General features: G+C 61.6%; 15 protein-coding genes. 3 read left to right on the top strand and 12 right to left on the bottom strand.

What is annotated here, in order from left to right:
- Positions 1 to 15 precede the first annotated feature (15 nt).
- The 6 genes from GKKCFE_RS03900 to ppc form a co-directional block, all read right to left on the bottom strand.
- Positions 16 to 837, bottom strand: a complete 822-nt coding sequence (locus GKKCFE_RS03900) for an isocitrate lyase/PEP mutase family protein (protein ID WP_160891638.1) — start codon at positions 835 to 837, stop codon at positions 16 to 18.
- Between the two features lie 33 nt (positions 838 to 870).
- Positions 871 to 1,731 carry a DUF72 domain-containing protein gene (locus tag GKKCFE_RS03895; RefSeq protein WP_419417676.1) on the bottom strand — a complete coding sequence of 287 codons (861 nt, stop codon included), beginning with the start codon at positions 1,729 to 1,731 and terminating at the stop codon, positions 871 to 873.
- Positions 1,731 to 2,039, bottom strand: a complete 309-nt coding sequence (locus GKKCFE_RS03890) for a hypothetical protein (protein WP_047227537.1) — start codon at positions 2,037 to 2,039, stop codon at positions 1,731 to 1,733. The genes GKKCFE_RS03895 and GKKCFE_RS03890 overlap by 1 nt, the downstream gene beginning before the upstream one ends.
- A 261-nt stretch (positions 2,040 to 2,300) precedes the next feature.
- Positions 2,301 to 2,978 (bottom strand): tRNA (adenosine(37)-N6)-threonylcarbamoyltransferase complex dimerization subunit type 1 TsaB, encoded by a 678-nt coding sequence (tsaB, locus tag GKKCFE_RS03885; RefSeq protein WP_445577503.1) that lies wholly within the window; start codon positions 2,976 to 2,978, stop codon positions 2,301 to 2,303.
- Positions 2,979 to 3,072: 94 nt separating this feature from the next.
- Positions 3,073 to 3,723 (bottom strand): adenylate kinase, encoded by a 651-nt coding sequence (adk, locus tag GKKCFE_RS03880; RefSeq protein ID WP_047227535.1) that lies wholly within the window; start codon positions 3,721 to 3,723, stop codon positions 3,073 to 3,075.
- Between the two features lie 290 nt (positions 3,724 to 4,013).
- Positions 4,014 to 6,644, bottom strand: coding sequence for a phosphoenolpyruvate carboxylase (gene ppc, locus GKKCFE_RS03875; protein WP_047227534.1), 2,631 nt, complete (start codon positions 6,642 to 6,644; stop codon positions 4,014 to 4,016).
- 189 nt (positions 6,645 to 6,833) lie between these two features.
- Between ppc and GKKCFE_RS03870 the strand changes: the two genes are divergently transcribed.
- The 3 genes from GKKCFE_RS03870 to GKKCFE_RS03860 all read left to right on the top strand — a co-directional run bounded on the left by GKKCFE_RS03870 (position 6,834) and on the right by GKKCFE_RS03860 (position 8,770).
- Entirely contained in the window at positions 6,834 to 7,178 is a 345-nt protein-coding gene (locus GKKCFE_RS03870) for a hypothetical protein (RefSeq protein WP_047227533.1), read from the top strand.
- A gap of 338 nt (positions 7,179 to 7,516) precedes the next feature.
- Positions 7,517 to 7,930 (top strand): DUF4398 domain-containing protein, encoded by a 414-nt coding sequence (locus GKKCFE_RS03865; protein ID WP_047227532.1) that lies wholly within the window; start codon positions 7,517 to 7,519, stop codon positions 7,928 to 7,930.
- Between the two features lie 51 nt (positions 7,931 to 7,981).
- Positions 7,982 to 8,770 carry an OmpA family protein gene (locus tag GKKCFE_RS03860; protein ID WP_047227595.1) on the top strand — a complete coding sequence of 263 codons (789 nt, stop codon included), beginning with the start codon at positions 7,982 to 7,984 and terminating at the stop codon, positions 8,768 to 8,770.
- A gap of 178 nt (positions 8,771 to 8,948) precedes the next feature.
- Here the strand turns inward: GKKCFE_RS03860 and GKKCFE_RS03855 are convergent, their stop codons facing one another.
- From GKKCFE_RS03855 to lysS, 6 genes are all read right to left on the bottom strand, one after another.
- Positions 8,949 to 9,278, bottom strand: a complete 330-nt coding sequence (locus GKKCFE_RS03855; protein ID WP_047227531.1) for a hypothetical protein — start codon at positions 9,276 to 9,278, stop codon at positions 8,949 to 8,951.
- Positions 9,275 to 10,180 (bottom strand): alpha/beta hydrolase, encoded by a 906-nt coding sequence (locus tag GKKCFE_RS03850; RefSeq protein ID WP_139051075.1) that lies wholly within the window; start codon positions 10,178 to 10,180, stop codon positions 9,275 to 9,277. The genes GKKCFE_RS03855 and GKKCFE_RS03850 overlap by 4 nt, the downstream gene beginning before the upstream one ends.
- A 137-nt stretch (positions 10,181 to 10,317) precedes the next feature.
- Positions 10,318 to 11,595: a flavohemoglobin expression-modulating QEGLA motif protein gene (locus GKKCFE_RS03845; protein WP_047227529.1), complete on the bottom strand. Its 1,278-nt coding sequence runs from the start codon at positions 11,593 to 11,595 to the stop codon at positions 10,318 to 10,320.
- Positions 11,596 to 11,631: 36 nt separating this feature from the next.
- Entirely contained in the window at positions 11,632 to 12,186 is a 555-nt protein-coding gene (locus tag GKKCFE_RS03840) for a hypothetical protein (RefSeq protein ID WP_445577502.1), read from the bottom strand.
- Positions 12,187 to 12,340: 154 nt separating this feature from the next.
- Positions 12,341 to 13,057: a TetR/AcrR family transcriptional regulator gene (locus tag GKKCFE_RS03835; protein WP_047227527.1), complete on the bottom strand. Its 717-nt coding sequence runs from the start codon at positions 13,055 to 13,057 to the stop codon at positions 12,341 to 12,343.
- A 102-nt stretch (positions 13,058 to 13,159) separates the two neighbouring features.
- Positions 13,160 to 14,662: a lysine--tRNA ligase gene (gene lysS / locus GKKCFE_RS03830; RefSeq protein ID WP_047227526.1), complete on the bottom strand. Its 1,503-nt coding sequence runs from the start codon at positions 14,660 to 14,662 to the stop codon at positions 13,160 to 13,162.
- Positions 14,663 to 14,747 lie beyond the last annotated feature (85 nt).

Genomic DNA, 14,747 nt, shown 5'->3' with positions numbered 1-14,747 from the left:
ACAATGCCTCGGGCCTCAACCCTTGAATAGTTGGTTGGCCTGGTTGAAGGGCATCGAACGACGGGTGAAGGTGAACGAACCCTGTTCGCGGATTTCCTCGGCGGCGCGGAAAAACTCGCCATACGCCGCCAGGGCCAGCGCGGACCCGACACTGATGCGCTTGACGCCCATCTCGCTCAACTGCGCAACCGTCAGGTCCAGCGCCCCGGACATCAACACATTCACCGGTTTCGGCGCCACCGCCCGGACCACCGCCAGCACCTGCTCGGCCGAGCTCAAGCCTGGGGCATAGAGCACGTCGGCACCGGCATCGGCGAACGCCTTCAGGCGGGCAATGGTGTCATCCAGGTCGGGCTTGCCGTGCAGAAAATTCTCCGCCCGGGCGGTCAGCACAAAGGGATACGGCAGACTGCGCACCGCGTCAGCCGCAGCTTTAACCCGCGCCACGGCATGCTCGAAGCCATAGATCGGGCTGTCTTCGCGCCCTGTGGCATCTTCGATCGAGCCACCCACCGCGCCGGCCTGCGCCGCGCGGATCAGGCTGCTGGCGCACGCCTCGGGGGCATCGGCGAAGCCGTTCTCCAGATCGACCGCCACTGGCAAGTCAGTGGCCGCCACAATCGCCCGGACATTGGCCAGGGTGTCATCCAGCCCCGCGGCACCATCGGGCCGTCCCAAGGAAAAAGCGTAACCGGCACTGGTGGTGGCCAGGGCCTCGAAGCCGAGACTGGCAAGCATCTTTGCCGAACCGGCGTCCCACGGGTTGGGAATGACGAACGCGCCTTCGCGTTCATGCAAGGCTTTGAAGGCCTGGGCTCGACGGGTTTGCGCATCCATGGAAATCACTCCTGGGCAGAGGAAATTTTCGCCTCAGAGCAAACCCAGTTGCTCGGCGGCGGGCTCTCTGTATAGCTCAGGCAGGGCCGGCAAGCCAGGCAAACGGCTCATCAATCGGCGATGAAAGTGTTGCGCGAGTTTGGCCGCCAGCACGTTGTCGGCGGTGTGCAGAAAGATATAAGGCGTGCGCCCCTCTTCGATCCACCCGGCGATTTTTTCCACCCAGGGGGTCAGGAACGGTTCGTTGGCCTCCAGCACTGGATGGCCGATGAAACGCACCTGCGGGCAGTCGGTGAACGCGGTCGGCCGGGGCGGTACACGCGGTTTCTTCGATTGAGCATGGAGCACGGCAGGATCGGTCGAGGTGCAACTGAACAATGCCCGGGGATCCAGACAGATGCGTTCTACCCCGCGATCAAGGAGCAGGCGGTTGAGCTGTCGTTCGGCATCGCCCTTGGCAAAGAAGTCACCGTGACGGACCTCCACGGCCAAGGGGCGCTCGAAGGCATCAATGAAGCCCGCCAACTCCGGCAAGCGATTCGGGGTAAAGGCCTTGGATAACTGCAACCAGAACGGTGAAACCCGTTCGCCCAGGGGGCTGAGCAATTGCACGAAGGTTTCGATGGCCGTCAGGTGCTCACGCAAATCGCCATTGTGGCTGATCTCACCGGGCAACTTGGCGGTGAAGCGAAACTGCTCGGGCATGGTCTGCGCCCAGCGCTGAACGATGGCCGCAGAGGGGCTGGCGTAGAAGGTCGTATTGCCTTCCACGGCATTGAACACTTGAGAATAGAGGTTCAGGAAATCGGAGCTTTTGGCGTCTTGCGGATAAAGATAATCGCGCCAGGCGTTTTCGCTCCAGGACGGGCAGCCCAGGTAGTAAGGCAACCCCATCAGATGTAGAGGTCGAGTCCCAGCACTTCCATATCCCAGTCAACGAAACCGGCAGTGCTCAGGTAGCTGGCCAGGGCCGCGGATACACTGCGGCTCATGGCGCGGTGATACAGCATGTCTTGCTGACGGGCCGGAAGATTGCTCAGGCGTTGCGCCGAGGCTTTGGCAGCGCGAGCGGCCAACTGCTCTTCGGACGGAAATTCCAGTTCGCCATCGATGTCATCGAAGGACTCATCCGCAGCAACTTTGCCTGCACGAGGCCTGCGTTTGATGGGGTAGGACTGGGATGAAACGCCGTCTATACGCATAACAGAATGCTCGGTATCAATGATGGCAATTTAGCGGCACTTTCACAGCCGCGCAAATGCGCAAGTGATAACTAGAGCACATAAAGTCAAAAAGGTTTAAAACCGGCTCGAAAAAATGACGACTGGTAATATTGGGCGTGACTTTTGGGGGAGCAAATGACTTTGTAGGAGCAAGGCTTGCCCGCGATGAAGATGACGCGGTCCGCCAGAGAACAGAGCCCCCCGGTATCGCGAGCAACTTTGCTCTCACAAAGCCTGTGCCTACCGTTCGGATTTGGGCGTTGCAACCTTGTCCCGCAAATACACTGGTTGTGCATCGTCGGCCGGAATGGCTTCGCCGCGCTCCCAGGCGAAGCGGGCCAGGGTCAGCAGGTCTTCGGCATGGGGCAGCATCGAGGCGTCCTGGCCGCTGAGGGGGACGGCAATCCGCTCGCCGTAGCCCCAACCGGTCCCGGCGCCGAACCAGTCGCCGCTGGCGTTGGCAGGCAACGCCGCCACTTCGGGGGGGAGCACCGCTTCGGCGCCCACCAGGCGCATCTCACCCTCGGACTCGCGGTAGCAGCCCCAATACACCTCATCCATGCGCGCATCGATGGCCGCCGCGACTTGGCTGACGCCCTGTTCACGCAAGGCGCGCTGGGCGAGTACCGCCAGGTTGGACACCGGCAACACCGGCCGCTCCAGGGCAAACGCCAGGCCCTGCACCACGCCGACGGCAATGCGCACGCCGGTGAACGCTCCCGGCCCACGACCAAAGGCAATCGCATCCACCGCCTGCAAGGTGGTCCCTGCATCGCTGAGCAATTGCTGGATCATCGGCAACAGCTTCTGGGCGTGCAAGCGCGGGATCACCTCGTAATGGCTCGTGACCTTGCCGTCGTGCAGCAAGGCAACGGAGCAAGCTTCAGTCGCGGTATCCAGGGCCAGCAAGGTGCTCATCGGTGTGTCCGTAAATCAGATAGGGAAAAGTGCGCCAGTATAAACAACAACGGCCCGCAAGCGGGCCGTTGTTATTTGCTGCACAGCAGACTTGTCAGCTCAGTGCTTCAAGCACCTTGCCGGTGATCGCTTCAACCGAACCAACGCCGGCGATGTAGCTGTACTTGGGCTTGCCTTGGGTCTTGGCGGACAGCTTCTGGTAGAACTCCACCAGCGGCTTGGTCTGGGAGTGGTAGACCGACAGGCGATGGCGCACGGTTTCTTCGGTGTCGTCCTTGCGCTGCACCAGTGCTTCACCGGTGATGTCGTCCTTGCCGGCGAGTTTCGGCGGGTTATAGACGGTGTGGTAGACACGGCCGGACGGCTCGTGGACACGACGACCAGCAATACGTTGAACGATCTCCTCGTCGTCGACGGCGATTTCGACAACGTGATCCAGCTCCACGCCAGCCGTAACCAAGGCTTCGGCCTGCGGAATGGTGCGCGGGAAACCGTCGAACAGGAAGCCGTTGGCGCAATCGGCTTGAGCGATGCGATCCTGGACCAGCGCGATGATCAGGTCATCCGACACCAGGCCGCCGGCATCCATGATGCTCTTGGCCTTGACGCCCAGCTCGGTGCCGGCCTTGACCGCGGCACGCAGCATGTCGCCAGTGGAGATTTGCGGGATACCGAATTTTTCGGTGATGAACTTTGCCTGAGTACCTTTACCGGCCCCGGGAGCTCCCAGCAGAATGACGCGCATCGATGTGCTCCTCAATTTTTTTATGTAAACGCTCGGATTCGCCTCGTGGGGCCAATCTCGGAAAACAGGATCGTGACCGCCCAAACGGCCAAAGGCTGATCAAGATACACAGCAGGCCCGACCCACACAAGCCGCCGAAAGTCGAAGGAACCCGCGCCTGACGCGACCTTGGGAGGAGGTGGCGATCGTCGCAACCGGACAACAAACTGTCGCCCGACCGACCTCTTCCCTGCCCACCCGGCCTCCGCCCGGGGGATACCGGGCGGGCCGTTTCGGTACGCCGCTTAACCTTAGCCGGTGTTGCGCAAACCGGCGGCAATCCCCGCCACAGACACCAGAAGCGCCTGTTCCACGGGGCTGCCCTGGGCAACGTCCTGCTGCCGCGAACGGGCAAGCAGTTCAGCCTGCAACAGGTGCAACGGGTCGAGGTAGGTGTTGCGCAGGCGAATGAATTCCAGGGTGTCAGGGCTATGTGCCAGTAGCTGCGACTGGCCGGTCAACCCCAGGACCACCGCGCACGCCTGCGACAATAGGTCGCGTAAATGCTCGCCCAACGGTAGCAGCCCAGGTTCGACCAAACGCTCATCGTAGGAGCGCGCAATGTCCGCGTCGGCCTTGGCCAGCACCATCTCTAGCATGTCGATGCGGGTGCGGAAAAACGGCCATTGTTCGCGCATCTGCCCCAGCAACTCGCCCTCGCCGCGCTCCAGCGCCTTGCCCAGGGCGGTTTCCCAGCCGAGCCAGGCCGGCAGCATCAGGCGCGTCTGGGTCCAGCCGAAGATCCACGGGATCGCCCGCAGGCTTTCGATGCCTCCGGCCCGGCGCTTGGCCGGCCGGCTGCCCAGCGGCAGACGGCCCAGTTCCTGCTCCGGTGTGGACTGGCGGAAATACTCGACGAATTGCGGATTTTCCCGCACCACGGCGCGGTAAGCCTTGACCCCGTCGGCCGCCAGTTCATCCATCAGATGACGCCACTGAGGAGTGGGCGGCGGCGGTGGCAGCAGCGTCGCTTCCAGCACGGCGGCGAGGTACAGATTGAGATTCTGTTCGGCGATGTCCGGCAGGCCAAATTTGAAACGAATCATTTCACCCTGCTCAGTGGTACGGAAACGCCCGGCCACCGAACCCGGCGGTTGCGACAGAATCGCCGCGTGAGCCGGACCGCCGCCACGCCCCACAGTGCCTCCGCGGCCATGGAACAACAGCAGTTCGACTTGCTGTTCGCGACAAATGTCCACCAGCCGTTCCTGGGCTCGATACTGTGCCCAGGCCGCCGCTGTCGTGCCGGCATCCTTGGCCGAATCGGAATAGCCGATCATCACCTCCTGAGGCCCTTGCAGCCGCGAGCGATAGCCCGGCAGCAGCAACAATTGCTCGATCACCGGCCCGGCGTTGTCCAGGTCGGCCAGGGTCTCGAACAGCGGCACCACCCGCATGGGTCGCAACACGCCGGCCTCTTTCAACAAGAGCTGCACCGCGAGCACATCGGAAGCGGCGCCCGCCATCGAGATCACGTACGAGCCCAGGGACGCCGCCGGCGCCGCCGCCACTTCCCGGCACGTGGCCAGGACTTCCGCGGTATCGGCCGACGGTTTGAAATGAGCGGGCAAAAGCGGACGCCGGTTGTTCAGCTCCTCCAGCAGAAAGCTGATGCGCTGCTCCTCGCTCCAGTCCTCATAGCGGCCCAGGCCCAGGTAGTCAGTGATTTCAGTCATGGCTGCGCTGTGGCGCGTGGAGTCCTGGCGCACATCGAGGCGCACCAGGAACAACCCGAACGTCACCGCCCGGCGCAAGCAGTCGAGCAGCGGTCCGTCGGCGATCACGCCCATGCCGCACTCGTGCAGGGACTGGTAGCAAAGCTCCAGCGGGTCCAGCAGTTCGCGGTTGTTCTGCAGCACATCGGCAGAGGCTGGGGTGGTGACTTTCAGGGACGCGTGCGCCCAATTGCGCGTGGCGCGCAGGCGTTCACGCAATTGCTTGAGCACGGCACGGTAGGGTTCAGCGCTATCACCGGCCTGGGCGCGCAAAGCCTCGCTGGCTTTTTGCATGGACAGCTCAGCCGCCAGGTGATCAACGTCGCGCAGGTACAGATCCGCCGCCATCCACCGCGCCAGCAACAGCACTTCGCGGGTTACCGCAGCGGTGACATTGGGGTTGCCATCCCGGTCGCCGCCCATCCACGAGGCAAAGCGGATCGGTGCAGCCTCCAGCGGCAGGCGCAAGCCGGTGGCGGCATGCAGGGCCTGATCGGCCTTGCGCAGGTAATTGGGAATGGCTTGCCACAGCGAATGTTCGATCACCGCAAAGCCCCACTTGGCCTCGTCCACCGGGGTCGGCCGGGTGCGGCGTATTTCTTCGGTGTGCCAGGCTTCGGCGATCAGCCGTTGCAGACGCTCGTGGATCTGCGCGCGCTCGGCGCTGGTGAGATCGCGGTGGTCCTGGGCCGCCAGTTGCGCGGCGATGGCATCGTATTTCTGGATCAGCGTGCGCCGGGCCACTTCCGTGGGGTGGGCGGTGAGCACCAGTTCGATTTCCAGCCGTCCCAATTGCCGCGCCAGGGACTCGGCGCCATGACCCTCGGCCCGCAATCGAGCAAGCAGTTCGGGCAACACCCGCGCCTCGAACGGTGCCGGTTTGGACTCTTCGCGTCGGTGGATAAGTTGATACTGCTCGGCGATGTTGGCCAGGTTGAGGAACTGATTGAACGCCCGCGCCACCGGCAGCAGTTCGTCCTCGCCCAACTGATTGAGGCTGGCGCTCAGTTCGGCGTCCATGGAGCCGCGTCGATCGGCCTTGGCACCCTTGCGGATCTGCTCGATCTTGTCGAGAAACCTGTCCCCGTACTGTTCGCGGATGGTGTTGCCCAGCAGCTCGCCGAGCAGGTGAACATCCTCGCGCAAGCGTGCATCGATATCGGTCATCAGCAGTTCTCCAGCAAAAGGTCCGGACAGCTCTTGGGTTAGACGTTTTACAGAGAGTGCCGACGCAAGACGTTTATGACAAGCGACGAGGGGACATTAAACCTTGTCGGACAAAGCTAGTCTTAACAGTAAGCCACACAACGGCTTGTCACTCTGCGCGCCTGCCATCCGCGGGCTATTGAGGCCATCATGAAAATCCGTGAACTCGCCCAACACTGGGAAGAAAACGCCAAAGGTTGCCTGACCCAGACCGGCTACACCATTCACCTGGACGTGGAGGCCGCCGCACGACTGGCGGCGATCTGCGAGATGTACCCCAAGCGCCAACCCGAGGAACTGCTCGGCGAATTGATCGGGGCGGCGCTGGAAGAACTGGAAGCCAGCTTCCCTTACATCAAGGGCTCGCAAGTGGTGGCCACCGATGAAGAGGGTGACCCGCTCTACGAAGACGTCGGCCCGACCCCGCGTTTTCTCGCTCTGTCGCGGCGTCATCTGCATCAACTCTCCTCGCAGAACGACAAGTCCAAGCACTAATTTTCTTTAGGAGCGGGGCTGCGATCTTTCCTAGACGCCAGGTCAAAAGATCGCAACCTTCGCCAGTTCCTACACGCGCCCCCAAAAAAACCCACGCCTCCTACGCCGGGAATACCGCTGCGCGCCTTGAAAGTTCAGCTTTTCTGCTGTTGACCAATCAGTCAGTAAAACTTTTGGCGATTGGCCATCCTCGCTGAACTTTTGAAAAACGCCTCAGGTCACACCGAGTAACCATACTGGAACGGTCGTTTAAATAAACGCGCCCCGGCGCCAGCGCCGAAACAGACGTCCCGGCTTCGGTCCCAGCATGGATCTGTAGTTTTTTCAGGAGTTTTCCAATGGAGTTGAAGCCTATGAATACCTGCACTGCCAAACCCTCATCCACTGGCCTGCGCGGCCTGAAGTTGGCTGCCCTGGCAATCGGTAGCAGCTTCATCCTCGCCGGTTGCGCCGGCAACCCGCCTTCGGAGCAGTACGCGGTGACCCAATCGGCGGTCAACAGCGCCGTCAGCGCCGGCGGTACCGAATTCGCCGCCGTGGAAATGAAGTCGGCCCAGGACAAGCTCAAGCAGGCCGAGATCGCGATGCACGACAAGAACTACGAAGAAGCCAAGCGTCTGGCCGAGCAGGCCGAGTGGGACGCCCGCGTCGCTGAGCGCAAGGCCCAGGCCGCCAAGGCCGAACAGGCTCTCAAGGACTCCCAGAAAGGGGTTCAGGAACTGCGTCAGGAAGGCATGAACAAGCTTCAGTAAGCCGTTCACGCCGCGACGTACTTCTCATTGATAAAAGGACGACAGACTATGATGCACAAACACTTGATGATCCCCGCCCTGCTGGCCGCCTGCGTCTCGCTGGCCGCGTGTTCCACAGATCCGAACGCTAATCTGGAACAGGCCCGTACCAACTACAACGGTCTGCAGGCTGACCCGGCGGCGACCAAGGTTGCAGCTCTGGAAACCAAGGACGCCGCCGACTTCCTGGCCAAAGCCGAAAAGGCTTACATGGACAAGGAAGATGAAGCCAAGGTCGACCAGTTGGCCTATCTGACCAACCAGCGCGTGGAGGTGGCCAAGCAGACCATCGCCCTGCGCACCGCCGAAGCCGAGCTGAAAAACGCCGGTGATGAACGCGCCCGCGCATTGCTCGAGGCCCGTAACGCGCAGATCAAGCAGCTGCAAGACAGCCTCAACGCCAAGCAGACCGAACGCGGCACGCTGGTGACCTTCGGTGACGTGCTGTTTGCCACCAACAAGTCCGAGCTGCGTTCCAGCGGCCTGGTCAACGTGAATAAACTGGCCCAGTTCCTCCAGGAAAATCCCGACCGCAAGGTGATTGTCGAAGGCTACACCGACAGCACCGGTTCGGACTCCTACAACCAGTCGCTGTCCGAGCGCCGCGCCAGCTCCGTGCGTATGGCTCTGGTGAAAATGGGCGTCGACCCGGCGCGCATCGTGACCCAGGGTTACGGCAAGGAATTCCCGGTAGCGGACAACACCAGCGTCTCGGGCCGTGCCATGAACCGTCGGGTCGAGGTGACCATCTCCAACGACAACCAGCCAGTCGCCCCGCGCTCGACCATGAGTGCCAACTGATCGGCTGACTGCAACTGAAAGCCCCGCCTGACGTGATCAGGCGGGGCTTTTTCATGGCCAACACATTTCCCTTGTGGGAGCGAGCCTGCTCGCGATAGCGGTGGGTCAGTCAATGCAGTTGCAACTGGTCCACCGCTATCGCGAGCAGGCTCGCTCCCACAGGGAAATTGAGGCTGGGTTATGGCTCAAGCTTCTGCGGCGTCTCCTGTCCCATGCAGCGCACCGCGCGCTTCTTCTCGTTGATCAGCACGCCGGTCAGGCCTTTCTGTTCGGTGTCGAACAGCACCAGCACACCATCGATGCACTGGGCGACCTGGGGGGCAGGCTCCAGGGCGACCTTGTAGTCTTCGCCCGGCACGGTCTTGAGCATGGTGAACTCGTTGAGCAGCAACGCATCCTCGGGCTTGGCGAAGTGCAGGTAGCCGTAGTACCAGAGCACCGCGACGGTGCCGAGGATGCTGCAGATACCGGTGATGATCAGGGGGATGGCGTTACGTTCTTCGCTCATTGCGGGCTCTCTGAAGATTCAACGGATGATTTCGGATAATTCGGGATCTCGCCCAGGCGGCGCAGGCCGTCGAAGTGCCAGGGGTCGTCGAGATAGCGCAGCATCACCGTTCGCCAGACCGGGTCGGCGAATGTCTGCACATGCCCACCGCGAGTCAGTTGCAGGACCCGGGGCGGCGGCGCAGCTTGATACAGACGGATGCCGTTGGAAAGAGGCACGATCGGGTCATCGAGGCTGTGGTAGATCAATTTCGGTACGCCCTTCAATTGCGCCACCGAACCGATTGCACTGTCACCGTCGGGCACCAGCCAGGACAGCGGCACCTGCAATGCCCAGGTCAGCCATGAAGTACTCAGGGCGAAACGCCCCACGTCGCGATAACTGGCGGGCACGCCATCGAGCACCAAGGCCTTGAGTTGCGGCTGACGCTCGGGATGATCGGCCAGGTAATGCACCGCCAGCGCGCCGCCCAGGCTCTGGCCGAGCAGCACCAGTGGCTTGCCTTGAACCTGTGGCGCCTGGTCGAGCCATTTGAACGCCGCGTCGATGTCCTGATAGATCGCCGGCAGGCTCGGCTCGCCTTCGGACCGGCCGTAACCGCGGTAATCCACCATCAATACCTGGTAACCCTGCTCGGGCAACCACCAGCTCCCCCCCAGATGCCAGGCCAGGTTGCCGCCGTTGCCGTGCAAGTGCAGTACCGTGCCCTTGACCTCCACCCCTTGTTTGACCGGCAGCCACCAGCCGTGGAGCCTGACACCGTCGGCGGTGGTCAGGGTGACGTCGCGGTAGTCGAGCTTGGCCCGTTCCGGGGTAAAGGGCAGGCCGCGTTCGGGGTAGAACAGCAGGGAACTGCAACCGCTCAGGGTCAGCAGCAGGCATAAGATGCCGAGGGTTCGCATCCGGTGAAACCTCGCAAGTCAGAAGTGAAACGCAGTCCCCCCTGTGGGAGCGAGCTTGCTCGCGATAGCGTCAGTACAGTCAATACGGCTGTGACTGGCCCGCCGCTATCGCGAGCAAGCTCGCTCCCACAGGGTGCTCAAAGGATATTGGAATAATCCGCTTCGATCCGGTCCAGGCTCAGGTGGTTGAGGAAGTTGGAGAAACACATCCAGGCCGACAGCGCGTTCATGTCGCGGAACTGTTCCGGCAGGTATTTGGGCGGCACGACCAAGCCTTCGTCCACGAGTTGGCGCATCGTGCGCATGTCTTCAAGGGTGGTTTTACCGCAGAACAACAGCGGCACCTGCTCCAGCTTGCCTTTGCGTACGGCCAGCTGAATGTAGTTGTAAACCATGATGAAGCCCTTGAGGTAGGACAAGTCTTTGGTGAATGGCAGACCCGTCGGCACCGAACCACGGAAAACCCGGCTGGCGTTGCCGTAGCTTTCGCCCATCTCAAAGCCCTGCTCACGGAAGAACTCGTATATCTGCAGAAAGTCCGCCCCCTCCTCCACCATGTGAATGGCCCTGGTGCGATTGGTCAGCTTGCGCAGGCGACTTGGGTAAGAGGCGAAGGTGATGATCTCCATCAGGATCGCCAGGCCTTCCTGGGTCACCGTGGACGAGGGTGGCCCCTTGGACAGGAAGGTGCAGATCGGCTGATTCAGGCCGTTGAGGGTGGTGCCGACGTGCACCAGACCTTCATGGACCTCCAGGGCCCGAACGTCACGGTCGTTGAACATCGCATCAGTGCGAATCTTGATGTAATCGGCGCCAGCCGCCGCATCGGCCACGATCCCGTCGGACTCGAACACCCGGATGGTTTCCTCGGCCTCGCCAAAAACCCGGTTGAGCCGATGCTGCAGCAGGCTGACAGCGTCCTGGGCGGTCAGAATCTTCGGCTCGTCCTTCAGGTCGCCACGGCCATCAATGTTGTTCAGGTAATCGGACAGCATCAAGCCCAGGTCAGCCAGGGTCGGGTCGCCGGCATGGAACGCATCGGAAGCGGCCCCGTACAACTCCTGGGAGATCAGCCCGAAATCCTCGGTGCCGCGTGCTTCGAGCATGCGCACCACCATGCGGTATTCCTTGCACATGCGACGCATGATCTGGCCGACCGGGTTGAACTGCCCGAGTTGACGGGTGATGTCGCGTTCGATGTTCTGGAATTCCAGCTTCACTTTGCTGGAATCGAACGACAGGGGCCGGTTGAGGTAATAGTCGCGGTCCACGGCGGGCATTTCCTTGCCCTTGGCCTTGAGGAAACCCTTGCGGATGCTTTCGTCCCACTTTACTGCGTCGAGAATGCGAATCGGCGTTTGCGCCAGCACAATGCGATCGGACAAGGTGCGTATCGTCTGCTGGTAATCGTCCACCCGGAACTCCTGTGAAAAAACGTCCGCTTGTTGCAATTATTGGGATTTGACCAGCCGCTGGTAGCGCACAGCCTCCGAGAACACATCGGAGTTGGCCGGGTCGTCGAGGTAACGGAAAACCGTCCCCATGTCGCTGTCCACCAGCACGCCGTCACCTTCTTCGCTCTGGTTCGGCTGGCCACTGAGGATCTTATGGCTGATGGCCTGGTTGATCTGATCCATATCCAGGTTGTAGATCACCAGTTCCTGCTTGTCGGTCAGTTCAAAACCGGCGATCACGAAATGCCCTCCAAAGCGGGCCGGCACCTTGGCCGACAGATACCAGCGGCTGCCGTGACGGGAGACGGTCACCGGGATGGCTTCGCGCTCCAGAGGCCTGGCCCTGAAGTAGGTGACGGCTTGATAACGGCGCGGGCCCACTTCGACCAACTCCAGATTGAGCGGCTCGCCCCAGGCGTTGGTACTGGTCCAGTGGCCGACCAGCCCTTGGGGCGCGGCTTCGCTGTCGGGCAACGGCGCCTTGAAGGACACCAGGCAGCCACTGAGCAGCAGCAACGACACGGCCATTACAACGGCACGCCAGGCTTTCATTTGAACTCCCTATGGCATACGGCGCCTAGTCTTTGTGAGGAGCCTTTGTGGCGAGGGAGCTTGCTCCCGCTTGAGTGCGCAGCGCTCACAAAAGGGGCCGCTACGCAGCCCAGCGGGAGCAAGCTCCCTCGCCACATGTGGTGCTCCTGAAAAACTAAACCGACGCCAATACCAGATGCATGTAGCGGGTCAGGATGCCGAGCATTTCTTCTGCCGCTACCGGCTCGGCGCCATTGAGCAAGCCTTGATATTCCATCCGTCCGATAATCGCCGTCAACACTTTGGCATCCTGCTGGGGTTCACGCGAGCCCAAAACCTGGAAAAACTGACAAGTGCCGTGCAACAGGATCTGCTGGTGAGAGCGCACCAGCTCCGCCAGGCGCGGGTTGAGCAGCGCTTCCTGACGAAAAGCCTGTTCCGCCATCAGGTATTCGCGCCGGCTGTGCAATTGATGCTGCACGTAGTCGGCAGTCATCCGGGCGATGTCATCCGCCAGCTGCGAGCGGGATTCGGCGCTGCCGTCTCCGTAGGCAACCATCTCCCGCAGCAGGCCTTCATTGTTGGTCCACAACTTGGCCATGAACGCCGCGCTGCGCTCCACGTACTGGGCGAAGGTATCGGTCAACAGGTCATCGATGTCCTTGAAATAATAAGTCGTGGCCGACAGCGGCACACCCGCTTCGGCGGCCACGGCTCGGTGGCGTACCGCCCGCACACCATCACGCACCACAATGCGCATGGCCGCATCGAGAATCTCCTGGCGACGCTGTTCACTGCCCTGCCGGCTGGCCTTGCGACCCTGGTACTGAACACTTTCAGCGACAGCAGTGGCGACGCCCGCCGCACCTTCTGGAGCCATTACACGATTCACGACAGGTCTTTCCTCGCTATTTCAAAATCAACCAATTGATACGTTTGTACCAGACAGGCAATAAAAAGCCGCCTGTTCGAGGCGGCTTTTTAATTGAAACACTTACGCTTGGGGCCGCATGTGCGGGAAAAGAATGACATCCCGGATCGACGGTGAGTTGGTCAGCAACATCACCAGGCGATCGATGCCGATGCCTTCGCCGGCCGTCGGCGGCATGCCGTACTCAAGGGCGCGAACGAAGTCGGCATCGTAGTGCATGGCCTCGTCGTCGCCGGCGTCCTTGTCGGCCACCTGGGCCATGAAACGCTCTGCCTGATCTTCTGCGTCGTTGAGCTCGGAGTAGGCGTTGGCGATTTCGCGACCACCGATGAACAGCTCGAAACGGTCGGTCACGCTTGGGTTCTCGTCATTGCGACGGGCCAGCGGCGACACTTCGAACGGGTACTGGGTGATGAAATGCGGCTGCTCCAGCTTGTGCTCGACCAACTCTTCGAAAATCATCACTTGCAGCTTGCCCAGACCCTCGAAGCCGAGCACCTTGGCGCCGGCCTTCTTGGCGATGGCGCGGGCCTTTTCGATGTCCTGCAGGTCGGCCGCGGTGATGTCCGGGTTGTACTTGAGGATCGAGTCGAACACCGACAGGCGCACGAACGGTTCGCCGAAATGGAACACCTTGTCGCCGTACGGCACGTCGGTGGTCCCGAGCACCAGCTGCGCCAGTTCGCGGAACAGCTCCTCGGTCAGGTCCATGTTGTCTTCGTAGTCGGCGTAGGCCTGGTAGAACTCGAGCATGGTGAACTCGGGGTTGTGCCGGGTCGAAACGCCTTCGTTACGGAAGTTGCGGTTGATCTCGAAGACTTTCTCGAAGCCACCCACCACCAGGCGCTTGAGGTACAGCTCCGGCGCGATACGCAGGAACATTTCCATGTCCAGAGCGTTGTGGTGGGTTTCGAACGGCTTGGCCGCCGCACCGCCGGGGATGGTCTGCAGCATCGGCGTTTCGACTTCAAGGAAGTCACGCTTCATCAGGAAGCTGCGGATGTGGGCGATGACCTGCGAGCGCACGCGGAAGGTCTGGCGCACGTCTTCGTTGACGATCAGGTCGACGTAACGCTGACGATAGCGTTGCTCGGTGTCGGTCAGGCCGTGGTGCTTGTCCGGCAGTGGGCGCAGGGACTTGGTCAGCAGGCGCACGCTGGTCATTTCGACGTACAGGTCGCCCTTGCCGGAACGGGCCAGGGTGCCTTCGGCGGCAATGATGTCGCCCAGGTCCCAGGTCTTGACGGCGGCCAGGGTTTCTTCCGGCAGCGTCTTGCGGTTGACGTAGACCTGGATGCGCCCGGTCATGTCCTGGATCACCATGAACGAACCACGGTTGAGCATGATACGACCGGCCACCTTGACTGGAATCGCCGCCTCGGCCAGCTCTTCCTTGGTCTTGTCCGCATACTGCTTCTGCAAGACGTCGCAGTAGGCGTCGCGGCGGAAGTCGTTGGGGAAGGCCTGGCCCTTGGCGCGCTCGGCAGCAAGCTTTTCCTTGCGCAGGGCGATCAGGGAGTTTTCTTCCTGTTGCAGGGCTTGCGGGTCGAGTTCTAGGTCGCTCATGTCTTTAAAGATTCCATCACAGGTTCGTTGCCCCCGGCCCCGGGCCGGAGTTTGCGGCCAGGCCTCGCTCCTGGGTGGAAGCGCG

It is taken from the genome of Pseudomonas sp. E141 (assembly GCF_052659885.1).
The sequence above is the reverse complement of the archived record's forward strand: the minus strand, read 5'-3'. Positions and strand labels throughout refer to the sequence as shown.

Bases quoted from the DNA above. Each gene is read 5' to 3' on its own strand.
- GKKCFE_RS03900 (WP_160891638.1), bottom strand. From the start codon at position 837: ATGGATGCGCAAACCCGTCGAGCCCAGGCCTTCAAAGCCTTGCATGAA.
- GKKCFE_RS03895 (WP_419417676.1), bottom strand. From the start codon at position 1,731: ATGGGGTTGCCTTACTACCTGGGCTGCCCGTCCTGGAGCGAAAACGCC.
- GKKCFE_RS03890 (WP_047227537.1), bottom strand. From the start codon at position 2,039: ATGCGTATAGACGGCGTTTCATCCCAGTCCTACCCCATCAAACGCAGG.
- tsaB (WP_445577503.1), bottom strand. From the start codon at position 2,978: ATGAGCACCTTGCTGGCCCTGGATACCGCGACTGAAGCTTGCTCCGTT.
- adk (WP_047227535.1), bottom strand. From the start codon at position 3,723: ATGCGCGTCATTCTGCTGGGAGCTCCCGGGGCCGGTAAAGGTACTCAG.
- ppc (WP_047227534.1), bottom strand. From the start codon at position 6,644: ATGACCGATATCGATGCACGCTTGCGCGAGGATGTTCACCTGCTCGGC.
- GKKCFE_RS03870 (WP_047227533.1), top strand. From the start codon at position 6,834: ATGAAAATCCGTGAACTCGCCCAACACTGGGAAGAAAACGCCAAAGGT.
- GKKCFE_RS03865 (WP_047227532.1), top strand. From the start codon at position 7,517: ATGGAGTTGAAGCCTATGAATACCTGCACTGCCAAACCCTCATCCACT.
- GKKCFE_RS03860 (WP_047227595.1), top strand. From the start codon at position 7,982: ATGCACAAACACTTGATGATCCCCGCCCTGCTGGCCGCCTGCGTCTCG.
- GKKCFE_RS03855 (WP_047227531.1), bottom strand. From the start codon at position 9,278: ATGAGCGAAGAACGTAACGCCATCCCCCTGATCATCACCGGTATCTGC.
- GKKCFE_RS03850 (WP_139051075.1), bottom strand. From the start codon at position 10,180: ATGCGAACCCTCGGCATCTTATGCCTGCTGCTGACCCTGAGCGGTTGC.
- GKKCFE_RS03840 (WP_445577502.1), bottom strand. From the start codon at position 12,186: ATGAAAGCCTGGCGTGCCGTTGTAATGGCCGTGTCGTTGCTGCTGCTC.
- lysS (WP_047227526.1), bottom strand. From the start codon at position 14,662: ATGAGCGACCTAGAACTCGACCCGCAAGCCCTGCAACAGGAAGAAAAC.